The sequence below is a fragment of the Actinophytocola sp. genome (assembly GCF_036378875.1).
Classification (GTDB): Bacteria; Actinomycetota; Actinomycetes; order Mycobacteriales; family Pseudonocardiaceae; genus Actinophytocola.
The window spans coordinates 12,821-34,485 of record NZ_DASUVO010000132.1 but is presented as its reverse complement, the minus strand read 5'-3'; the positions used below and the strand labels follow the sequence as shown (position 1 = coordinate 34,485).

Genomic DNA, 21,665 nt, shown 5'->3' with positions numbered 1-21,665 from the left:
GGCGCCGGAGTAGCGGAGCCTGCGGAGCGTTCCGGTGCCACGGAGCGGGCGAGGTGGTGTCGTGAAGGTTGCCTTACGTATTGCCAGGCGGTCGGTGCGACGGAATCTCGCGCGCTCTGTCCTGGTTATCGCGCTGATCGCGGTGCCGGTGGCCGGGGTGACGATCGTCGACGGGCTCGTCAGGACCATGACCGACCGGGACGTCGACGTGGACCGTGCGATGGGCACCGCCGACGTCAGGGTGGATGTCACCGCGCGGAGGGCGTCCGACGTCGAACGGTTGCTGCCGGCGGGTTCGCGGTCCGTTCGCTTCGGCGAGCGTTACCTCGGCGGCGGGCTGCGCCTCGCGGTGGGGGACCGCCTGGTGCGTACGCACCTGGACCTGGTCGTCGTCGACGATCCGCTCACCGCGCACCTGGCGCTGCTGTCCTCGGGCCGCTGGCCCAAGGGGCCCGGCGAGGCACTCGTGACCAAACCCCTCGCCGAGCGGCTCGGCCTGCTCGACGGTGATCGACTGCGGTCCGGGGCGACGCTGACGGCGGTCGACGGGTCGGAGGTCGCGGTCACGGGTCTCGCGGAGAACCCGTACCACCTGGACCGGGAAGCCGTCGTCGCGCGCCCCGGTTCCCTGCTGCAGAACGCGATGCTCGGCGGGTCGTCGCATCCGCTCGGCTATCTGGTCGACCTGCCGGACGATGTGGACGCCGCGGCGTTCGCCCGTGCGTGGCCAGATCCGGACAATCGGGTCACCACCCGTGAGTCCTTTGTGGACACTACGCCGGTGGGCGGCTACCTGGTCGACGCGTCAAGTGGTCCGGTCGCACTGTTCGCCGGGCTCGGGCTGGTCGGGATCGTGCTCGTGGCGGGTGCCGCGTTCGCGGTCGGCGCGCGACGGCAGGTCCGCGAACTGGGGCTCGTCGCCGCCAACGGCGGGACCGCGACGCACGTGTGGCGAATCATGTTGGCGCAGGGGCTCGTCCTCGGTGTGCTCGGCGCCGCGACCGGTCTCCTGCTCGGTGCCGCCGCCACCGTGCTGGGCACGCCGTTGTGGGAACAGGTCACCGGGCAGGTGATGACGCACCTGCGGTTCGGCTGGCTTGACCTCGCTGTCGTCGCCACAGTGGGAGTTCTCGCGAGCGTCATGGCCGCGGTCGTGCCGGCTCCCGGCGTGGCACGCATGTCTCCTGTCGACGCGCTGACCGGCCGGTTCCGCACCACCCCGCCGCGTGCTCGCCGGTCGATGCTCGGCGTGATCCTGCTGGCGGTGGGCGTCTTCTGTGTCGTTGGCGCGGGTCTGGTGGGCCGCGGCTGGGTGACCGCGTACGAGCAGCGGGTGGCGCGAAGCGACGAGTACGCGTTCCCGGTGGATCTGTCGCTGATCACTGACGCCATCGTGGTCGGCGCCGTGCTCGTCCTGGCCGGTCTGACCCTCGTCGCCCCGGCGGTGCTGACCGCGGTGGGCCGGTTCGGCGGTCGGCTGCCGCTGTCCGGGCGGCTCGCCGTCCGGGACGCCGTGCGGCACCGGCGCCGCACGGTCGCGGCGGTCGTCGCGGTCGTGGTCACCGTGGCCGGTTCGGTGGCGGCCGCGTTCGTGCTCAGCGCCCAGGCGAACGCGAGCACGAAGAGCCTGCCGGAGCGTGTGGTGCTGGCCCACCTCGGCGCGACCAGCGTGGAGAGCGAGGACCCGTCACCGGAACTCGAGAACGGCGCGAGGTTCATGACCGAGGCCGTCCCCGGAGCGGTCGCACACGAGGTCACGATGGCCACGGAGCGCCCGGAAGGCGCCCGGTCCACGGGACTTTCCGCGCTGGGGTCGGGGAACTGCTTCGGTGCACAGCTCGGCGTCGGCGACCCGGAGCTGATAGAACTGTCCACCGGCCGGCCGCCGGACGCGGATGTGCGGACTGCCCTCGCCGCCGGCCAGGTCGTGGTCTACGACGACTGCCTGCTTACTCCCTCGGGCACCGTGCGGTTCGAGTCCAATGTCGAGCTGCCCGCCTATCTCGCCACCCGAGAGGGTCGTTCCGACCAGTACTCACCGAACCTGCCCGGCATGTTCATCTCCGAGGAAGCGCTGGCAGAGCGAGGCTGGGGCACCTACGCCAACGCGGTGGCCGTGCGCTATCCCGCCGGTGCGGACACCGACGCCCTGTACGCGGCCGCTGTGGACGCCGGCCTCGACACGTACTTCGACGTGCCCCTGTCTGACCAGTTCACGGTCCTGTACCTGATCCTCGCGGGGGTCGCCGCGGTGATCGCACTATTCTGCGCCGGTGTGACGGTGAGCCTGTCCGCGGCCGAGGGCCGCTCAGACCTCGCGACCCTGGCGGCTCTCGGCGCCCAGCCACTCCGGCGCCGCACGCTCGCAGGCGCGCAGGCACTCGTGATCACAGTGCTCGGCACGCTCGGCGGGCTTGTCCTGGGTGGACTCGTCGGCTACGCCGCGGTCCCGGTGCTTGGCCTGCTGGTGCTTGCCGTCCCATGGCAGCACCTGGTGCTGACGGCGGTTGGTGTGCCGCTCCTGTCGGCGGCCGCGGCGGTGCTCAGCACCCGGTCCCGGTTACCGATGACCGTCCGGCGGCAGTCGTGAGGCGATGGCTGTTTCTCGCAGTCCTCGGTGTCACGTCGGTCCTGGTCGTGATCGAGCTGATCAATCCGAAGCTGTTCGGGGACGTGGTGGTCTACCGGTCCGGCGGTGCCGCCTGGATGCACGGCATTCCCTTGTACACCAGGGAGTTCCCGTCGTTACTTCCCTTCACCTATCCGCCGATGGCCGCGGTGCTGTTCAGTGTGCTGGCCATGGTGCCGAAGGTGGCGGCGATCGCGGTTCTCTCGGTGGCCGGCCTGGTGGCGCTGTCGGCGACCACTGTGCTCGCGACGCGGACGTGGCTCGCCGGCGTGCTCGCGGTCGCCTGCGCGTTGGCCATCGACCCCGTGCGCTCCACGCTGATGTTCGGCCAGGTCAACCTGGTCCTCATGGGACTGGTCGCGGCCGACTGCCTGCTGCCGCGAACCCGGTACCCGCGCGGCATGCTGATCGGCATCGCGGCCGCGGTCAAGCTGACCCCGGCGTTCTTCGTACTGTTCTTCCTCGTGCGGCGCCAGTACACGCCCGCGGTCACCGCAGGCGCCACGTTCGCCGCGGTGACCGGCACCGGCATGCTGCTGGCGCCGGCCGACAGCGTCATGTACTGGCACACCACGGTTTTCGCCACTGACCGGATCGGCGGTGCCGCGTTCGCCACCAACCAGTCACTGCGCGGCGCGCTGACCCGCCTCGACCTGTCGCCGTCGTCGGTACAGATCACCTGGCTGGTCCTCGGCGTCGCCGTGCTGGCTCTGGCGTGGCGCGGCGCCCGACGCACCGATCCTGTCGTCGCGTTGCTGGTGGTCGCCGCCGCCGGGTTGCTGGTGTCCCCGGTGTCGTGGTCACACCACTGGGTGTGGGTCGTGCCGGCCCTCGCCGTGTGGATGGTGCGGACCGGGAAACGGGCCTGGCCACTGGCGATGGCCGCGGTTTTCGGTGTCGGGCAGTTCTTCATGCCGAACAGCGACGACCGCGAACTGGCATGGACATGGTGGCAGCACGTGGTGGGCAACAGTTATCTGCTGGCCGCAGGTGCGTTCCTGGTGTGGAGCTGCGTTGCCCGGACCGAACGTCCTGAAGATGCCCTTGAGGACGCTGACCGTCCCGAAGACGCGCTTGATGACGCCGATCGTCCCACGGGTGCCCTTCAGGACGCTGAACGTCCCATGGCCGGCTAGATGTCGAGCACCGGGATGAGCTGTTCCTCTTCGTAGGTGAGGTGTGCCTCCAGTTCGTCGATGAGCCGGTCGACCTCCGGCAGGCCGCCGGTGCCGTTCCGCACCACCCGCCGCAGGTCGTCGACCAGTGCCGCGATGGTCACGTGCTCGGCCCGCAGCCGGTCGAGAGTTGGCTCCAGCTCAGGAAAACGCTCGCCCAGCGCGGGGAACAGGCCGCCGCTCTCCTTCTCGTGGTGGACGTGCAGGCCCGCGCACGCGGTCAGGCAGTTGATCCGCAGCTGGGCGCCGATTCCTGAGCCGGCGGCGAACTCCTTGCGGATGATCGCCAGCTCGCGCCGGAACGCGTCGTGGATGAGCTTGAGCCCTTCCCCGAACGAGGACGCCTCGGGCGGACCGCCGTCCTTCAGTTCGAGCGCGACCACCGGCAACGTGCGTCCCGACTTGGTCTCGTAGTCCGCCCAACCGGAATCGGCCTCGACGGCCCTGGCGAAGACCTCGTCGCGTTCTAGTCCAATGAGGACGGTGGCCTCGGCCTCGTACGTCATCAGTCCAGTCTCGACGGTCACCTTCTGGCTGGCCACGAGGTTGTGGTACCAGGCGGGATGTCTCGGCGAGCCGCCCGCCGACGCGATGACGACGATCCGCTCGCCGCCGTCGGGCAGGTATCCCAGTGGAACGGTGTGGGGCGCGCCGCTGCGGGCGCCGGTGGTGGTGAGCAGGACCAGCCGGGCGCCTTCGAACATGCCGCCGACGCGGCCACGGTTGGCCCGGAACTCCGTGATGACCTGCTGGTTGAAGTCAAGTGTCAAAGCTGGTACTCCCAGAATGTTTTGTGGCAGGGGAAAGTGGCCACGGCGGAAAACGCGCGCGGCTCAAGGAAGACTTGAGAGAAAAGGAAACGGTGGGCCACGGCCCAGCCCGGCGGTCACGCCGTGGCCGGGAACCTCACTCGTGCGTGGCTCAAGGCCGACCCGGCAGTCACGTCCGTGACTCTAACCCGGAAGATCTGCTCGGCGCAAACAAAAAAGGTCGCCCGGGGCGAACCCCGAGCGACCACGAGCACAAGAACTTAAAGACGTACGACCATCTTGCCGGTGTTCTCCCCGCGCAGCATGCCGAGGAACGCGGACGGCGCGTTCTCCAGTCCGTCGACCACGGTCTCCTCGGCGACCAGCTTGCCGCCGGCCAGCCACGGACCGACCTCGGCGATCATGGCCGGGAACCGGTCGTTGTGGTCGAGGACGATGAACCCGCGCACCGTCAGGCGGTTGACCAGGATCTGGTGCAGGTTGCGCGGTCCGGGCGGCAGGCTCTCCTCGTTGTAGCTGGAGATCGAGCCACAGATCGCGACGCGCCCGTTCCGGTTCATCGACCAGAGCGCGGCCTCCAGGTGGTCGCCACCCACGTTGTCGAAGTACACGTCGACACCGTCGGGCGCGGCCTCGGCGAGCTGCTTGGTCACGTCGCCGTCGCGGTAGTTGAACGCGGCGTCGAAGCCCAGCTTCCGCGTGAGGTGCGCGACCTTGTCGGCGGAGCCGGCACTGCCGATGACACGCTTGGCGCCCTTCAGCTTCGCGATCTGTCCGACCAGGCTGCCGACCGCGCCAGCGGCGCCGGACACGAACACCGTCTCACCGGGGGAGAACTCGGCGACGTCGAGCAGGCCGACGTACGCGGTCAGCGCCGGCATGCCCAGCGCGCCGAGGAAGTGCGACGGCGACACGCCGTCGATCGGGTCCAGCTTGTTGAACTGCGAGACCAGCGCGTGCGAACGCCAGCCGAGGCCGTGCAGGACCAGGTCGCCGGGCACCACACCGTCCACCGCGGACTCGACGACCTCGCCGACCGCGCCACCGTCGAGTGCCTTACCGACCTCGTACGGCGGGACGTAGGACTTCACGTCGTTCATCCGGCCCCGCATGTACGGGTCGACGGACATGAACGCGTTGCGCACCAGCACCTGGCCGGCTTCCGGCGACGGCAGGGTGACCTCGGCGAAGTCGAACGTCTCCTCGGTCGGCCAGCCGGACGGGCGGGACGCGAGCCGGAACTCCTTGGCAGCAATCGGCATCAGGCGACCAGCTTCAGGTCGACGTCGATGTTTCCCCTGGTGGCGTTGGAGTACGGGCACAGCTGGTGCGCCGCGTCGACGAGCTTCTCGCCGACCGAGGACTCGATCTCCGGCAGCGACACCACGAGGCCGACCGTGAGCCCGAAACCCTCGCCCTTCTTGCCGATCCCGACCTCCGCGGTCACCGACGAACCGGTCAGCTTCACCTTCTCCTGCCGCGCCACGACCTGCAGCGCGCTGTGGAAGCAGGCCGCATAGCCGGCGGCGAACAGCTGCTCCGGGTTGGTGCCGGCACCGCCCGCGCCACCGAGCTCCTTCGGAATGGACAGGTCGAGGTCCAGAACGCCGTCGGTGGAGGCGACGCGACCGTCCCGGGCCGCCCCGGTTGAGGTGGCTTTCGCCGTGTAGAGCGCGTTCACGCTGAGATCCCTTCAGTCATCTGGTGTGAGTCGGTGTGCGGAGACCGCTTCGGTCAGCCGCACGAGGTTCTGCCGCAACGCTTCGAGCTCGACGAACTCCATCCCGGTCGCGCCCGCGATCTTGCGGGGCACGCTGCTCGCGCGGGCACGCAGTGCCGCGCCGGCGTCGGTCAGGTGGATCCGCACCGCGCGCTCGTCTTCCGCGCACCGCTCGCGCCGCACGTATCCCTGCGCTTCCAACCGCTTCAGCAGCGGCGACAGGGTGCCGGAGTCCAGCTCCAGTGCCTGGCCGAGCTCCTTGACCAGCGACGCGCCGCGCTCCCAGAGCGCGAGCATCACGAGGTACTGCGGGTAGGTCAGACCGAGTGCGTCGAGCACCGGCCGGTACAGCTGGGTCACCGCGCGGGTCGCCGAGTAGAGCGCGAAGCACACCTGCCTGTCGAGCTCGAGTCCGTCGGTCACGTCTCTAGATTACGCACAACTCAATTGTGCACAACTTAATTGTGCGTAGGGTCACGATCTCCCCAGTACCCTTCCCGGCATGCGTCCGATTCGGTGGTTGGTGCCCGCTTTGCTCGTGGTCGTGTGGCTCGGCCTCGGCGCGGTGGGCGGCCCCTACACCGGCCGCCTCGCGGACGTCGCGGAGAACGACAACGCCGCCTTCCTGCCGGACGGGGCGGAGGCGACCGAGGTGGAGCGCCTGCAGCGGCAGTTCGGGGGCCGGGAGATCCTCCCCGCGGTCGTGGTCGCGGAGCGGCCGTCTGGCGTGACGGAGGACGACATCGACTTCCTCGCCGATGCCGGCGAGGCCCTCACCCGCATCGACGGCGTCGCTGGCGCGCCGACCCCACCCGAGTCGGCCGAGGACGGCAAGGCCGCGCAGTTCGTCGTGCCGATCCTCGGCGACGGCAACCCCGGCGAGGTCGTCGTCGAGGTGCGGGAGGCGCTGTCGAAGAACGTCCCCGATGGACTGACCGTGCTGGTCACCGGCCCGGCCGGGGTGATCGCGGACCTGATCTCCGCGTTCGGCGGCATCGACGGGCTGCTGCTCGTGGTCGCTGGCGCGGTCGTCGCGCTGATCCTGCTCGTCGTGTACCGCAGCCCGCTGCTGCCGGTGGTCGTGCTGTTCTCGGCGGTTCTCGCGCTCGGCGCCGCCGCGTTCGTGGTCTACCAGCTGGCCAAGAGGGACGTCCTGGCGCTGAACGGGCAGAGCCAGGGCATCCTGTCCATCCTCGTCTTCGGCGCGGCCACCGACTACGCGCTGCTGCTCGTGTCCCGGTTCCGCGAGGAGTTGCGGGAGACCGACGACCGCTTCGTCGCCGTCCGCCGGGCGTGGCGGGCGACGATCGAGCCGGTCGCCGCCTCCGCCGGCACGGTCGTGCTCGGACTGCTGTGTCTGCTGTTCAGCGACCTCCGGTCCAACCAGGGCCTCGGCCCGGTGGGCGCCATCGGCATCGCCGCCGCCTTCGCAGTGTCCATGACCTTCCTGCCGGCCGCCCTCGCACTGCTCGGCAGGGGGGCGTTCTGGCCGTTCGTGCCGGGGCGACACGGTTCCGGGAGATCGGAACACCGTGGGCTGTGGGGCTGGGTGGCGCGCCTGGTCGGTCGGTGGCCGCGCGTCATCTGGATCCTCACCACGCTCGTGCTCCTCGCCGGCGTCGCGTTCGTGCCACAGCTCAAGGCGAACGGCACTGCCCAGACCGATCTGTTCCTGTCCGAAGTGGAGGCCGTCCGTGGTCAGGACGTGCTGTCGGCGCACTTTGCCGGCGGCTCCGGCGCGCCGACGGTGATCGTCGCCAGGGCGGCGGCGACCGAGCAGGTGGCCAGGGCTGCCGACGTGCCGGGCGTGGCGGAGGTCCTGGCGACGGCTGAGCGGAACGGGTTCGTGCTGCTGCAGGCGACCCTCGACGACCCGGCCGACTCGACCGCCGCTATGTCCACAGTGGAGCGGATGCGTGCCGCCGTGCACGACGTGCCGGACGCCGAGGCGAAGGTCGGTGGTCAGACCGCCATCCAGTTGGACGTGCAGACCGCGTCCCGCCACGACCGGAACCTGATCATCCCGATCGTGCTCGTGGTGATCTTCGCGGTGCTCGCACTGCTACTGCGGGCACTCGTGGCCCCGCTGCTGCTGATCGCGACGGTCGTGCTGTCGTTCGCGGCCACCATGGGCGTGTCCGCGCTGGTGTTCAACCACGTGTTCGACTTCCCGGGCGCGGACCCGGCGATGCCGCTGTTCGGCTTCATCTTCCTGGTGGCGCTGGGGATCGACTACAACATCTTCCTGATGACCCGCGTGCGCGAGGAGACGCTGATCTCCGACACCCGCACGGGCACGCTGCGGGGCCTCGCGGTGACCGGCGGGGTGATCACGTCGGCCGGCGTCGTGCTGGCGGCCACGTTCGCCGCCCTGTCAGTGATCCCGGTGCTGTTCCTGGCGCAGATCGCGTTCATCGTGGCGTTCGGCGTGCTCCTGGACACTGTGGTGGTGCGCTCGCTGCTCGTGCCCGCGGTGACCATCCACATCGACCGTCGCGTGTGGTGGCCGGCCAGGCTCAGCCGGCGAGCACGGTCAGAGTCCTGACCTGCTCGGCCGGCGAACCATAAGGCACCGCGAGGAAATCGGTGACGCCCGCGTCGCGGAGCCGGTCGAGTTGTTTGACCACTTCGGCCTCGTCGCCGGCCACGACGACGTCGCCGGGCGCCGCGACGCCCTCCCGGTCCAGCATCGCCCGGTACTCGGGGACCTGCCCGGCGATGGCGAACTGCTCGGAAATCCGTTGCCGCACAGCGGTTTCGTCGTCCGTCACGCAGGTGAGCAGTCCGGCCACCACTCTGGCCTTCTGGTTCACCCCGGTGATCGTCGGCACGATGTGCTCGGCCAGTGTGCGGGCCCCGGTCATCCACGTGATCGTGCCGCTGGTCAACTCGCCGGCCACCTTCAGCATGGCCGGGCCGAGTGCGGCGAGCAGCACGTCCGGTGGTTCCGCATCGGGCACCCCGACCGTCCCCGCCGCCGTGAGCGTCTCGCCGCGGTGGTCGACGCTTTCCCCGCGTAGCAAGGCGTTGAGCACGTCGAGGTACTCCCGGAGCCGCCGGGCTGGCCGGTCGAAGGTCAGACCGAACAACTGCCGCGTGAACGTCGAGATGCCGGCGCCGATGCCCAGTGTGAGCCGGTTCCCGGTGGCGGCCTGCACGGAAAGCGCCTGGCTCGCCAGGACGAGTGGATGCCGTTGCGGGACCGGCACCACACTCGTGCCGAGGCGCGGCCCCGGAACGCGAGCGCCGACGGCGGTCAGGGCGACGAGCGCGTCCCAGCCCATGGCCTGGGCGGCCCAGACCGTGCCGATCCCCGCGTCGTGAGCCTGACGCGCCTGGTCGAGCAGGTCCGTCAGGCTGGCCGGCCCACGCACGTCCCCGATCGCGACCCCGATGTCCATATGTCTCCTGTAAGTGGGGTGGTCCTCCGTTTGCTGGCGGCTACGATACGGAGGACCACCCCACTTAGCAAGGAGTCCGATGCGAGCCGATGCCAGACGCAACCGCGACCGGCTGGTGTCGGTGGCGAGCGAGGTGGTCGCCGAACAGGGCGCGGAGGCGTCGCTGGAGGAGATCGCCCGGAGGGCGGGCGTTGGCTCGGCCACTCTGCACCGCCACTTCCCGACCCGGCTGGTCCTGCTCGACGCGGTGTTCGCCGAGCGGGTGCAGGCTCTGTGTGACCTGGGCGCCGAGCTTGTGGAGGCCGCCGACCCCGGCGACGCGCTGGTGAGGTGGCTGCGTGAACTGGTCCGGCACGCTGTGCGTAACCGTGGGCTGGCCACGTCCCTGCTGAAGGGCACGGGCGAGGAGTGTCACACGATGATCCTCGCGACCGCGGCGGCGCTGGTGGCCAACGCAGCGGTCCGCGCCGACGTCACGGCCGGTGACCTGCTGAAACTGGCGAACGGTGTGGCGCTGGCGGCGGCCGGCGACGAGGAGTTGGCCGACCGCCTGCTCACGCTCGCGGTCACGGGCCTCGGGCGTTAACCGGCCTGTTCGTGGGGCCCGTCGAGCACGCGATCGGCGAACATCTGCCACGTGTTCGCGCACTCCAGCGCCGCGGCGGCCACCGCGTCACGCCAGTGCGGAGGCAGGTTCTCCGCGATGGCGGACCACTGCTCCGGAGGGACGGCCCGCGCCTCGAGCAGCCGCACCAGCAAGCGGCCCGTCTCGGAGAACCGCAGCGTCGGGTCCGTACGCAGCTGACGCACGAGTGTCGCCGGGTCCCGACGCGGTTGGGCCGGCTCGTCCGGGAGCCGTCTGCGCACGGAACGTGCCGTCTCCGGTGAGATGCCCGCCCGCCTCGCGACCTCACGCAGCGACAGCGTCGGCTCGGCCAGCAGGATCTCCCGGGCGGCGCGGCGCCGCGCCATGCTGTTGACCGGGCGCACCCGGCCGTCGTTGCCGACGCGGGTGTCCGTCGCGAGCTCCGGGTGTGCCTTGCGGATCCGCGCGACCGTGGCCGCGGACAGCCCGGCGACGGTGGCGATCATGCGGTCCGACCAGTGCGCGTGCGACACGACGATCCGCTCGGCGGCGGCCTTGCGGTCAGCCAGTGACAGCGGCAGCCCGTGTGTCACGTTGGTGCGTACGGCGACGACGAACGCGTCGTTGTCGTCGCCGTCGAAGAAGCGCACCGCGATCCGCGTATCGCCACGTAGCTGGGCCGCCCGCAGGCGGTGCATGCCGTCGACGACCCGCAGGTCGGCGCGGTGCACGATGATCGGCGGCAGTGTGTCCGGGGTGTCGGACAGCGCCCTGACGTGCTCGGCGTTCTCGCCGGCCTGCCGCGGCGACCGGCCCGGCCGCAGGGCGGACACGGGAACCGTGACGATGGGTCCGTCGACGTCGAACGGCATATCGGCCCCTTCGCTCAGTGCTTGCACCAGTGATGGAAACACGAAAGGGGTCGGAAAATCTCGTTCCCGATTGCTTATCCCGCCAGTCGGGCCGGCGGTTCCTGGCTGTGCAGCAGGTTTCGGGCCAGTGAGCAGACGGCGAGCAACCGGACGTGGTACCAGCTCGCCTCCAGCCAGCCGGCCCTGTCGGCCGGGATGGCCAGCTGCCAGCCGCGGGCGCGGACGTGGTCCTGCACGCCCTGCGCGTACCCGGCGAGCAGCACGAGCCCGGCAGCGGCCGCACTGGACTCGACACCCAGCGTGAGAATGTCGCGCACCGCCGCCTCGTGTTGGTCCACCACAGCGGCCAGGGCCGGCGCGGAAGCCGCGGCCAGCAGGCCAGCGGTGCCCAGCTGCGTGTTCAGCCGGTCCAGTGCACGTCGCGCCGAGCGCTCGAAACGTCGCACCCGCAAAAGATCACCCACTCAACAGTCGAAAACCACCGGAGTGTCTATCACGGTGGGTAGGGGGAGCGAGTGCCGAAGTGGTCCAAACCACAGCGCCTGGGTGACCGCATGATGATCGCACCGGTCGCCGCCGGCGTGGTGCCGGCGGCACGACGGGTCTCCCTCGCCGGTGTCGCATTCCGGCGGTGTGACTTAACGGAGAGAATTCGTATTGCTGACGAGCGTCACCGGTTTCCCGAATGTTGGGATGAGATCAGCATTACATTGACGGGAAACAGGTTTTTCATGCATATGAGGTTATGTGCTACTCGCCTCGACGCGGTTCCGGCAGGCGGGCGGCGTACTGCTCGGCTTCGTGCCGGTTCACGCTGACATCGCGCCACTCCCGACGGCTCGCGTCGTACACCGAGTAGGTCCAGATGCAGTCGTCGTTCACGTAGCCCGAGATCGCACGGTGAGCGGGTTCGGACATCGCGTTCTCCTGTAGGAATCGGCGGAATGTGTGTCTCATGATGCGACATTCGGAACACTGTCGCGAGTATTGTCACCCGGACGGCGTGCCCCAGGTCAATAGTATGACATTCCGTGTTCGCCACTCTCCGTGCACGTGCACCGGGCAATTGTCAAAACTGGCAATTGTGTCCGGCAAAAGTCGGACTTGTTTGCGAGGAATCCTCCAGCGAAGCCCCAGGCTCGTCCGAGTGGCAACTGCCAGGTCGGCCGTCTGGCCGCCGCCTCGCCGCCAAGAAGTGCAACCGAGCAGGCTGCGCGCGCCTGGCGCGAAGTCGACTCGATCTGGTCGCAGAAGGGCCGGTCCACTGACCTGAACGCTGTCGGTGGTCCGGTCGGCATTTGCCATGGGCAAATTATTGCGAGTGCAAACGGCGGCCCGAGGGTGTCCTCGCCACCCGCTTGCGAGCCCCAAAGCGGACATTTCACGCTCTGTGTTCACCGATGATCGCGGATGTCGCGTCGTCTCGGTGGCTGCATGGCAGCTGGCGAAAGTTTCGCCGACCGCTCGCGGGCCAGGCGCGAAGAGCTGTGATCCGCCGTGGCTCGGGCCCGGTGCCCGGATGTCCTGAAGGGCACCCTCGGGGACGTTCGGCGTCCTCAAGAGCGCCCTCGAGACACCGTGTGCGCAATGTCCATTTAGGACAGTGATGGTCCACATGGGGCAACGCTCCGGTGTTTGATCTTCTGACCAGTGGGTACCCCGGGCCGGTTCGCTGCGTCTGTTGCCCTTGGGAGGCAGGCGTTTGACCAGGTCGGAGGGAAATCATGACATCGGCTCGAGTGGGTGGGCACACGGCCGAGGCGGATCCGCGAACGTTGCGGCGAGCCATCGCCGCGTCCGCTATCGGAAACATGACCGAATGGTTCGACTACGGGGTATATGCGTACACCGCTGTCTACATCGGCGAGGCGTTCTTCCCCAGCGAGGACAAGACAGCGTCCACTTTAGGCAGTTTGCTTGTTTTCGCCGTGTCGTTCCTGATCCGGCCGGTCGGCGGGATGGTGTGGGGCCCGCTCGGTGACCGGGTCGGGCGGCAGAAGGTGTTGGCCACCACGATCCTGCTGATGGCGGCCGCCACGTTCTGCGTCGGGTTGTTGCCCGGCTACGGCACCATCGGCATCCTCGCGCCCATCGGGCTCATCGTGCTCCGCATGATCCAAGGGTTCTCCACAGGCGGTGAGTACGGCGGCGCCGCCACGTTCATGGCGGAGTACGCCCCGGACCGCAAACGTGGGAAGTTCGGCAGCTTCCTCGAGTTCGGCACGCTCGCCGGCTTCACGCTCGGTGCGACGCTCGTGTTGGTCACCGAACTGGTGGTTGGCGCGGACGCCATGGCCGACTGGGGTTGGCGTCTGCCGTTCCTGATCGCCGCGCCGCTCGGGCTCGTCGGGCTCTACCTGCGGTCCAAACTGGACGAAACCCCGGTGTTCCGCGAGTGCGCCGCCGAGGGGAAGATCGACGAGAAGACCGGGACGCACCTGCGTGACCTCCTCAGCTACTGGAAGCCCCTCGTCCTGCTCATGGGGCTCGTCGTCACGCTGAACATCGCCAACTACACGCTGCTCGCCTACATGCCGACCTACCTCGAGTCGGAGATCGGGCTCAGCTCGCGGGCGTCGCTCATGCTGATCATTATCGGGCAGCTCGCGATGATGATCGTGATCCCGTTCTCCGGCGCGCTGTCCGACCGGATCGGGCGCAAGACCATGTGGTGGATCAGCATGGCCGGGCTGTTCGTGCTGTCGATCCCGCTGTTCAGCCTGATGAGCACCGGTTTCGGCCCGGCGATCATCGCGTTCGCGGTGCTCGGGCTGCTGTACGTGCCGCAGCTCTCCACGATCTCCGCCATGTTCCCGGCGATGTTCCCCACACACGTGCGGTATGCCGGGTTCGCCATCGCCTACAACGTGTCCACCTCGCTGTTCGGTGGCACCGCGCCCGCCGTCAACCAGGCACTCATCAATGCCAGCGGCGACAAGCTCATGCCGGCCTACTACCTCATGGGCGCCTGCGTGGTCGGCGCCATCGCACTGTGGTTCGTGCCGGAGACCCGCGCCTGCTCGATTCGCGGGCGCGGCATCCCCGGTGTCGACACGCATCCGGAACCCGAGCCGGCCAAGGAGAAAATCTCCGTTTGACCTGGAGTGCGCTCAAAGTCGTACCGTCGGCGGCATGGCAGTGACAGACCAGCACAAGATCGGCTCCGGCTTCGGTTTCCGGAGCACCGCGGCCGAGGTCATGGACGGCATCGACCTGACCGGCACGCTGGCGATCGTGACGGGCGGCTACTCGGGCATCGGGATCGAGACGACGAAGGCGCTCACCAAGGCGGGCGCCTTCGTCGTCGTCCCGGCCCGTAGGGCTGACAAGGCGGCAGAAGCACTCGCCGGACTGTCCTCTGTGGAGGTCGTCCCGCTCGATCTCGGTGACCTGTCGTCGGTTCGTGCGTTCGCCGACGGGTTCCTCGCCTCCGGTCGGTCCATCGACCTCGTCATCAACAGCGCCGGCGTCATGGCGTGCCCCGAGACGCGGGTCGGCCGGGGGTGGGAGGCGCAGTTCGCGACCAACCACCTCGGGCACTACGCCCTCGTCAACCGCCTGTGGCCGGCGTTGCGGCCAGGTGCCCGGGTGGTCGCCGTCTCCTCCGCCGCACACCGGTACTCGGCAATCCGGTGGGACGACGTGATGTTCGACGGCGGTTACGAGAAGTGGGCAGCCTACGGCCAGTCCAAGACCGCGAACGCCCTGTTCGCGGCCCATCTCGACCTGCTGGCGCTGGATGCGGGTGTCCGCGCGTTCTCGGTGCACCCCGGCGGCATCCTCACCCCGCTGCAACGCCACATGGCGCACGAGGAACTGGTTGAGCGCGGCATCTTCGACGAGGCGGGCAACCCGAACCTCGACTGGCTCAAGACACCGGAGCAGGGTGCGGCGACCCAGTTGTGGGCCGCGACGTCTCCTCAGCTCGCGGACCTCGGCGGCGTGTACCTCGAGGACTGTGACGTCGCCGAGATCCGTGCGAGCGACGACATGGCGGCCAAGGGCGTCTACCCGTACGCGGTCGATCCCGACGAGGCGGCGCGGCTCTGGACCCTGTCCGCGGAGCTGACCGGGGTGAACGCGTTCACACGCGGATGATGGTGGCCGCGTCCGGGGCGAGGGTCACGACCTCGTCCCGGACGTCCGGTCGTCCGAACAGGACTTCCCGCACCGGACCGTCCACAGTGACCTCCGCCTTCGCCGCGCCGAGGTTCACCACCACCCGCAGCGATCCCCGGTGCAACACCAGCCACCCGTCGCCCTCGTCGACGCGGAACTGGTCGAGCCGCGGGTCGGCGAGCTCAGGATGCTTGCGCCGCAACGAGATCAGCTCGCGGTAGCCGTCGAGGACCGCGCGGTGAGCCGGGTCGGCGAGCTCCGCCCACGGCAGCGTCGACCGGACCACCGTGGCGACGTCCATCGGGTCCGGGACCTCGGCGGGTCCCCAGCCGTACTCGGCGAACTCCCTGCGCCGGCCGTCGCGGACCGACGCCGCGAGGTCAGGATCCTCGAACGACGCGAAGAACTGCCACGGCGAGCTGGCCGCCCACTCCTCGCCCATGAACAGCATCGGCGTGTACGGCGAGCACAGCACGATCGCGGCCCCGCACAGCTGGCGTTCCGGGGAGATCGTCGCGGTGAGCCGGTCGCCCTGCGCGCGGTTGCCGATCTGGTCGTGGTTCTGGAGGTAGGCGAGGAACCGGTGGCCGGGCGTGCGTCGGGTGTCGACGGGCCGGCCGTGCGTGCGCTTGCGGAACGACGACCAGGTGCCGGCGTGGAAGAACGCGTGCCGCAGCGTCGTGGTGAGCGCGCCCGCGGCGCCGAAGTCTGCGTAGTACCCGCCGGTCTCGCCGGTGAGAGCGACGTGCAGTGCGTGGTGGATGTCGTCGCACCACTGGGCCGTCAGCCCGTAGCCGCCCGCGTCCCGGGAGGTGACCAGCTTGGCGTCGTTGAGATCGGACTCGGCGATCAGTGACAGCGGGCGGCGCAGCCCGGCGGACAGGGCGTCCACCTCGGCCGCCAGCTCCTCCAGCACGTGGGTCGCGCGCTTGTCCACCAGTGCGTGCACCGCGTCGAGCCGGAGCCCGTCGAGGTGGTAGTCACGGAGCCAGCCGAGCGCGTTGTCGATCACGTAGCGGCGGACCTCGTCGGACAGCGGGCCGTCGAGGTTCAGCGCCGGCCCCCAGATCGTGCGGCCGGCGAAGTACGGGCCGAAACGGTCGAGGTACGCGCCGGACGGCCCGAGGTGGTTGTACACGACGTCGAGCAGTACGGCGAGGCCACGAGCGTGGCACGCGTCCACGAAGCGCTTGAACGCGTCCGGCCCGCCGTAGGGCTCGTGCACCGCACCCCACGCCACGCCGTCGTAACCCCAGCCGGCGTGGCCGTCGAACGCGTTGACGGGCAACACTTCCACGAAGTCGACACCCAGCTCGACGAGGTGGTCGAGGTGGTCGAGCGCGGCGTTGAACGTGCCCTGCTCGGTGAACGTGCCGATGTGCAGCTCGTAGATCACGCCGCCGGCGAGCTGCCGACCCGGCCAGTTGTCGTCGGTCCAGTCGAACCTGTCGTGCGAGTAGCGCCGCGACGGGCCGTGCACGCCGGCGGGCTGCCAGCGCGAACGCGGGTCGGGAAGCGGGGTCTCGTCGTCGTCGACGAGGAACGCGTAGTCGGTGCCGTCGCCGGTGCCGGGTACCTCGGCGTGCCACCAACCGCGTTCGTCGCGGGTCATGTCGTGGGTCGCCGGACCGATGGCGAGCCGAACGCGCTCGTGGTCCGGCGCCCACACGGAGAACAGCTCTGTGCTCATGCTCATCCTCGCAGCAGCAGGGCAACGGGGTAGCGGGACAACAGGTCGCCGAGCCGTGCCTGGCGTGGCTCAGCGCCGGTGAGCAGGTCGCGCCAGTTGCCGGGGCCTGCCGGCAGCGGGAGCATGGTGTCCGCCCATCCCTTGCGGGACAAGGAAAATCGGCTCGCCACGACCACCAGCTCCGGCTGGCGGCTGAACGCGACGACGTGGTCGGCGGCCGGACCCTGTGCGGTGAGCGGGCGGTAGCCGGTGAACAGGTCCGGCCGGTCGCGGCGCAGGCGCAGTACCTGGCGAACGACGTGGAGCTTGGCCGCGCCGGTGTCGTCCACGTCGGGGAGCCAGCCGTTCTCGAGCCGTGCCAACAGCTCCTGGCGCAGGGCGTAGTCGACCGGGCGGCGGTTGTCCGGGTCCACAAGGGACAGATCCCACAGCTCGGTGCCCTGGTAGACGTCCGGCACGCCGGGGCCGGCGAGCTGGACGATCTTCTGGCCGAGCGAGTTGGCCCAGCCGGCTGGCCTGATCCGCTCGACGAACGCGCCGATCTCGTCGCCGAGCTCGTCGATGACCCGCTCGGGCCAGGCGTGGATGGCGGCCTCGAACTCGTCGTCGTGGTCGACCCAGGTCGTGCGGACCTTGGCTTCCTTGGCGGCCTTGTCGAGGTAGTCGCGGAGGCGCTGCGGCGAGATCGGCCACGCGCCGACGACGGTCTGCCAGGCGAGGAGGTTGAGTGTGGGCTCGTCGATACCGTGGCTGGCCGACCAGCGGGTGACGTGCTCGGCCCACTCGTCGGGGATCTCGGACAGGACGGCGAGCCGGGCGCGGACGTCCTCGGCGCGCTTGGTGTCGTGAGTGGACAGTGTGGTCATGGTCGCCGGCCAGCCGGCCTCCCGCGCGGCGGCACGGAGGTGGAACTCGTCCGGCGTGACCCCGAACCGGTCGGGTGCGCCCCCGACCTCGTTGAGCGCGACGAACCGGGTCCACCGGTAGTAGGCGGTGTCCTCGACGCCCTTGGCGACGACCATGCCGGAGGTCTGCTGGATGCGGGTGGCCAGCTCGCCGCGTGGGTCGGTCCGGACGGCGTGGTCGACGGTGTCGATGTGGTTGGCCAGATCGGGGCGGGCGGTCTTCGCGCCGCTGACGGCGGCCGTCCAGTGATCCAGACCTTCTGGGAGGTAGGACCGGTAGACGGGAAACGCGATCATGATCTCGGCGACGGCCTCGGGCGGCACGTCGGCGAGCGCGGCGATCCGACGCATCTCGGCGAGCAGCGAGGTCCGCGTGATGAGCCGCCGACATTCCTCCTCGACGGCGTGCAACTCGTGGCTTGGCCTCCGGCCCCCGGTTTCCAGCGTACCGGCGGGCACCGACAGTTCAGGCCCACGAACGCCCGCGACCGAGGAACCCGCCGACCCCAATCCGCGCGAATGTCCCATTGGTGCGCCCGGGGGCCCCCCGGTTTCCACACTACCGGTGGGCACCGACAGAAAAGCGGCCTCGCGCGGGTTGTCCACAGGGGACGCGGGGATGGGGGAGTTGTCCACAGGTGCTGTGGATGGCGCCTCGTTTTGTCGGTCCTCACCGGTAGGCTGGGTGTCGGGGGGCCGGAGGCCAAGCTCCGTCGCCAGTGCCGTGATCCGTGCCTCGCCCGAGGGGGCCACGAACAGCCCGCAGATCTCCCGGAGCGCGTCGTAGCCCGTCGTGCCCTCCACCGGCCAGGACACGGGCAGGGGCTCGTCCACCCCCAGGATCTTCTCCGCCAGCAGCCACGTGTCCGGCAGCGCCGACCGGAGCCTGCGCATGTACTCGCCCGGGTCGGCCAGGCCGTCCGGGTGGTCCACGCGCACCCCGGTCACGTCGCCGGCGCGCACCCACCGGATGACCTCACCGTGGGTGGCCTCGAACACCGCCGGGTCCTCGACCCGCACGGCCGCCAGCGTCGTGATGTCGAAGAACCGCCGGTAGTTCAGCTCGGCGTTCCCGCGTCGCCACCACACCAGCCGGTAGTGCTGCCGCTCGTGCACCTCCGCCACCGTGCCGCCGCCCGTGCCCGGCGCCAGCGGGAACTCGTGCTCGAAGTACACCAGCCGGTCGTCGACGATCTTCACGTCGTCCAGCGACGGCGAACCCAGTACCGGCAACAGGATCCGGCCGCGGGACCAGTCGATGTCGAAGTACGACGCGTACTCCGAGGCCTGGCCGTGCGTCAGCACGTCCCACCACCAGCGGTTCGCCGACGGGGCCGCCACCGACATGTGGTTCGGCACGATGTCGACGACCACGCCCATGCCCGCGCTCCGTGCCGCCGACATCAGCTCGACCCGCCCGGCCTCGCCGCCCAGCGCGGGACAGGCCACCGTCGGGTCGACCACGTCGTAGCCGTGGGTCGAGCCCGGTGCCGAGGCCAGCAGCGGCGACGTGTACACCGCCCCAACGCCCAACCGGGCCAGGTAGTCCACAATGGACGCCGTGGCGGACAGGTCGAACGTGGGACTGACCTGCACCCGGTAGGTCGACGGCGGCGGGGTCACTCGGCCACCCCGGTTCGCTGCAGGACGATCAACGACCGCGCCGGCACCGTCAGCGTCTCGCCGGCCGGGATGGTGCGCACCGCCGTGATCTGGTCGCCGGTCACCACGCCGACGATCACGCCGCCGCCGGAGTCGGAGAACACCTCGCCCGTTTCCGTGTCCAGCACCACCGACCACTCGGTGCCGTAGTCACCGTTCGGCAGGCGCATGCTGATGTCACCGTCGTGCGCGTTGAAACACATCATGAACGAGTCGTCGCGGACGTGTTCGCCGCGGCGGTCGAGGTCGGCGATGCCGTCGCCGTTGAGGAACACCATGATCGCCCGGCCGAAGCCCGACTCCCAGTCCTGTTCGGACATCTCCTCGCCGGCCGGCGTGAACCACGCGATGTCCCGCAGCTCGTCGTTCTTGCGGATCGGGCGGCCCTGGAAGAAGCGCCGCCGCCGGAACACGGGATGGCTTTCCCGCAGATCCACCACCGCGGACGTGAAGTCCACCAGCTCGCCGTTCTGCCGCAGCAACGACCAGTCCACCCACGACAGCTCGTTGTCCTGACAGTACGCGTTGTTGTTGCCCTGCTGCGTACGGCCTAGCTCGTCACCGGCCAGCAGCATCGGCACACCCTGCGACAGGAGCAGCGTCGCGATCAGGTTCCGGCGCTGCCTTGCCCGCAGCTCGTTGATCTTCTCGTCGTCCGTCGGGCCCTCGGCGCCGCAGTTCCATGACCGGTTGTCGTTCGCGCCGTCCCGGTTGTTCTCGCCGTTGGCCTCGTTGTGCTTCTCGCTGTAGGACACCAGGTCGTTCAGCGTGAAGCCGTCGTGCGCGGTCACGAAGTTGATCGACGCGTGCGGGCGGCGCCCGTCGTCCTGGTACAGGTCGGAGGAACCCGTGATGCGCGACGCGAACTCGCCGAGTGTGGCCGGTTCGCCACGCCAGAAGTCCCTTACGGTGTCCCGGAACTTCCCGTTCCACTCAGTCCACAATGGAGGGAAATTGCCGACCTGGTAGCCGCCGGGGCCGACGTCCCACGGCTCGGCGATCAGCTTCACCTGGCTGATCACCGGGTCCTGCTGCACCAGGTCGAAGAACGTGGACAGCCGGTCCACGTCGTAGAACTCGCGTGCGAGCGTGGACGCCAGGTCGAAGCGGAAGCCGTCCACGTGCATGTCCAGCACCCAGTACCGCAACGAGTCCATGATCAGCTGCAGCGTGTGCGGGTTGCGCACGTTGAGTGAGTTCCCGGTGCCCGTGTAGTCCATGTAGTACCGCTTGTCGTCCTCGACGAGCCGGTAGTACGCCTCGTTGTCGATGCCCCGCATGGACAACGTGGGACCGAGGTGGTTGCCCTCCGCGGTGTGGTTGTAGACCACGTCGAGGATGACCTCGATGCCCGCTTCGTGCAGGGTGCGGACCATGGCCTTGAACTCCTGCACCTGCCCGCCAGCACCACGCCGGCTCGCGTACTCGTCGTGCGGTGCGAAGTACGCGATCGTGTTGTAGCCCCAGTAGTTCCGCAGCTCGCGCTGGAGCAGCCCGTGGTCGTGCAGGAACTGGTGCACTGGCATCAGCTCGATGGCCGTGATACCGAGCGTGTCGAAGTAGTCGATCATCGCCGGGTGCGCGAGCCCGGCGTACGTGCCACGCATGTCCTCCGGGATGTCCGGGTGCCGCATGGTGAGCCCTCGGACGTGCGCCTCGTAGATGACGCTCTCGTTGTACGGGATGTTCGGCGCGCGGTCGTTCGCCCAGTCGAAGAACGGGTTGACCACGACACCCAGCATCGTGTGCCCGGACGAGTCGGCGTCGTTGCGGGACTCCGGGTCGCCGAAGTCGTAGCCGAACACCGACTCGTCCCAGTCGACGACGCCGGCGACCGCCTTCGCGTACGGATCCAGCAGCAGCTTCGCCGGGTTGCAGCGCGGTCCGTGCTCTGGCTGGTACGCACCGTGCACCCGATAGCCGTACTTCTGCCCAGGGTTGACGTTCAGCAGGTAGGCGTGGTGCACGAAGCCGTCGACCTCGGTGAGCCGAACCCGTTCCTCCTTGCCGGTGTCGTCGAACAGGCACAGGTCGACCGCGGTCGCGGCCTCCGAGAACAAAGCGAAGTTCGTACCGGCACCGTCGTAGGTGGCACCGAGGGGGTAGGGGGAACCTGGCCAGGGCTGCACACGTGCT

Annotated in this window: 17 protein-coding genes; 6 read left to right on the top strand and 11 right to left on the bottom strand. The window is 69.4% G+C overall.

Going from position 1 to position 21,665, the window contains the following annotated elements:
• Positions 1 to 61 precede the first annotated feature (61 nt).
• Positions 62 to 2,590, top strand: a complete 2,529-nt coding sequence (locus tag VF106_RS38785; protein WP_330844976.1) for an FtsX-like permease family protein — start codon at positions 62 to 64, stop codon at positions 2,588 to 2,590.
• A complete protein-coding gene (locus tag VF106_RS38780) occupies positions 2,587 to 3,765 on the top strand; it encodes a glycosyltransferase 87 family protein (protein WP_330844975.1) in 1,179 nt (392 codons plus the stop codon). Before VF106_RS38785 ends, VF106_RS38780 begins: the two co-directional genes overlap by 4 nt.
• Here the strand turns inward: VF106_RS38780 and VF106_RS38775 are convergent.
• The 4 genes from VF106_RS38775 to VF106_RS38760 form a co-directional block, all read right to left on the bottom strand.
• Positions 3,762 to 4,574: a nitroreductase/quinone reductase family protein gene (locus tag VF106_RS38775; RefSeq protein WP_330844974.1), complete on the bottom strand. Its 813-nt coding sequence runs from the start codon at positions 4,572 to 4,574 to the stop codon at positions 3,762 to 3,764. The genes VF106_RS38780 and VF106_RS38775 overlap by 4 nt on opposite strands.
• A 260-nt stretch (positions 4,575 to 4,834) precedes the next feature.
• Entirely contained in the window at positions 4,835 to 5,830 is a 996-nt protein-coding gene (locus VF106_RS38770) for an NADP-dependent oxidoreductase (protein WP_330844996.1), read from the bottom strand.
• 5 nt (positions 5,831 to 5,835) lie between these two features.
• Entirely contained in the window at positions 5,836 to 6,255 is a 420-nt protein-coding gene (locus tag VF106_RS38765) for an organic hydroperoxide resistance protein (RefSeq protein WP_330844973.1), read from the bottom strand.
• A 12-nt stretch (positions 6,256 to 6,267) separates the two neighbouring features.
• Positions 6,268 to 6,717, bottom strand: coding sequence for a MarR family winged helix-turn-helix transcriptional regulator (locus VF106_RS38760; RefSeq protein ID WP_330844972.1), 450 nt, complete (start codon positions 6,715 to 6,717; stop codon positions 6,268 to 6,270).
• Between the two features lie 79 nt (positions 6,718 to 6,796).
• On the opposite strand from VF106_RS38760, the gene VF106_RS38755 reads away from it, so the two are divergent.
• A complete protein-coding gene (locus VF106_RS38755) occupies positions 6,797 to 8,839 on the top strand; it encodes an MMPL family transporter (protein WP_330844971.1) in 2,043 nt (680 codons plus the stop codon).
• Here VF106_RS38755 and VF106_RS38750 read toward each other — a convergent pair.
• Positions 8,811 to 9,695, bottom strand: a complete 885-nt coding sequence (locus VF106_RS38750) for a TIGR03564 family F420-dependent LLM class oxidoreductase (protein ID WP_330844970.1) — start codon at positions 9,693 to 9,695, stop codon at positions 8,811 to 8,813. The genes VF106_RS38755 and VF106_RS38750 overlap by 29 nt on opposite strands.
• Positions 9,696 to 9,774: 79 nt before the next feature.
• On the opposite strand from VF106_RS38750, the gene VF106_RS38745 reads away from it, so the two are divergent.
• Positions 9,775 to 10,281, top strand: coding sequence for a TetR/AcrR family transcriptional regulator (locus tag VF106_RS38745; RefSeq protein WP_330844969.1), 507 nt, complete (start codon positions 9,775 to 9,777; stop codon positions 10,279 to 10,281).
• Here the strand turns inward: VF106_RS38745 and VF106_RS38740 are convergent.
• The 3 genes from VF106_RS38740 to VF106_RS38730 form a co-directional block, all read right to left on the bottom strand.
• Positions 10,278 to 11,153, bottom strand: coding sequence for a ParB/RepB/Spo0J family partition protein (locus VF106_RS38740; RefSeq protein WP_330844968.1), 876 nt, complete (start codon positions 11,151 to 11,153; stop codon positions 10,278 to 10,280). The two genes, VF106_RS38745 and VF106_RS38740, sit on opposite strands and share 4 nt — an antisense overlap.
• A 74-nt stretch (positions 11,154 to 11,227) precedes the next feature.
• A complete protein-coding gene (locus VF106_RS38735; RefSeq protein WP_330844967.1) occupies positions 11,228 to 11,599 on the bottom strand; it encodes a DUF6401 family natural product biosynthesis protein in 372 nt (123 codons plus the stop codon).
• Positions 11,600 to 11,903: 304 nt separating this feature from the next.
• Positions 11,904 to 12,071, bottom strand: a complete 168-nt coding sequence (locus VF106_RS38730; protein WP_330844966.1) for a hypothetical protein — start codon at positions 12,069 to 12,071, stop codon at positions 11,904 to 11,906.
• An 806-nt stretch (positions 12,072 to 12,877) separates the two neighbouring features.
• On the opposite strand from VF106_RS38730, the gene VF106_RS38725 reads away from it, so the two are divergent.
• Together VF106_RS38725 and VF106_RS38720 are read left to right on the top strand one after the other, a co-directional pair.
• A complete protein-coding gene (locus VF106_RS38725; protein WP_330844965.1) occupies positions 12,878 to 14,251 on the top strand; it encodes an MFS transporter in 1,374 nt (457 codons plus the stop codon).
• A 34-nt stretch (positions 14,252 to 14,285) separates the two neighbouring features.
• Positions 14,286 to 15,251 (top strand): SDR family NAD(P)-dependent oxidoreductase, encoded by a 966-nt coding sequence (locus VF106_RS38720; RefSeq protein WP_330844964.1) that lies wholly within the window; start codon positions 14,286 to 14,288, stop codon positions 15,249 to 15,251.
• On the opposite strand, the gene treZ is transcribed toward VF106_RS38720, so the two are convergent.
• Genes treZ through glgX form a run of 3 tightly spaced genes read right to left on the bottom strand, consistent with a single transcriptional unit; the run spans position 15,238 to position 21,658 of the window.
• Positions 15,238 to 16,962, bottom strand: coding sequence for a malto-oligosyltrehalose trehalohydrolase (gene treZ / locus VF106_RS38715; RefSeq protein ID WP_330844963.1), 1,725 nt, complete (start codon positions 16,960 to 16,962; stop codon positions 15,238 to 15,240). The two genes, VF106_RS38720 and treZ, sit on opposite strands and share 14 nt — an antisense overlap.
• A 2-nt stretch (positions 16,963 to 16,964) precedes the next feature.
• The gene (locus VF106_RS38710) at positions 16,965 to 19,490 is read right to left on the bottom strand and encodes an alpha-amylase family glycosyl hydrolase (RefSeq protein ID WP_330844962.1); all 2,526 of its coding nucleotides are present in this window, start codon (positions 19,488 to 19,490) and stop codon (positions 16,965 to 16,967) included.
• Positions 19,487 to 21,658 (bottom strand): glycogen debranching protein GlgX, encoded by a 2,172-nt coding sequence (gene glgX, locus VF106_RS38705; RefSeq protein WP_330844960.1) that lies wholly within the window; start codon positions 21,656 to 21,658, stop codon positions 19,487 to 19,489. The genes VF106_RS38710 and glgX overlap by 4 nt, the downstream gene beginning before the upstream one ends.
• Between the last annotated feature and the right edge of the window lie 7 nt (positions 21,659 to 21,665).

What these genes read in the sequence shown, in the direction of transcription:
- VF106_RS38755 (WP_330844971.1), top strand. Translation starts at nt 6,797, where the DNA reads ATGCGTCCGATTCGGTGGTTGGTGCCCGCTTTGCTCGTGGTCGTGTGG.
- VF106_RS38740 (WP_330844968.1), bottom strand. Translation starts at nt 11,153, where the DNA reads ATGCCGTTCGACGTCGACGGACCCATCGTCACGGTTCCCGTGTCCGCC.
- VF106_RS38720 (WP_330844964.1), top strand. Translation starts at nt 14,286, where the DNA reads ATGGCAGTGACAGACCAGCACAAGATCGGCTCCGGCTTCGGTTTCCGG.
- VF106_RS38730 (WP_330844966.1), bottom strand. Translation starts at nt 12,071, where the DNA reads ATGTCCGAACCCGCTCACCGTGCGATCTCGGGCTACGTGAACGACGAC.
- VF106_RS38725 (WP_330844965.1), top strand. Translation starts at nt 12,878, where the DNA reads ATGACATCGGCTCGAGTGGGTGGGCACACGGCCGAGGCGGATCCGCGA.
- VF106_RS38750 (WP_330844970.1), bottom strand. Translation starts at nt 9,695, where the DNA reads ATGGACATCGGGGTCGCGATCGGGGACGTGCGTGGGCCGGCCAGCCTG.
- VF106_RS38745 (WP_330844969.1), top strand. Translation starts at nt 9,775, where the DNA reads ATGCGAGCCGATGCCAGACGCAACCGCGACCGGCTGGTGTCGGTGGCG.
- treZ (WP_330844963.1), bottom strand. Translation starts at nt 16,962, where the DNA reads ATGAGCACAGAGCTGTTCTCCGTGTGGGCGCCGGACCACGAGCGCGTT.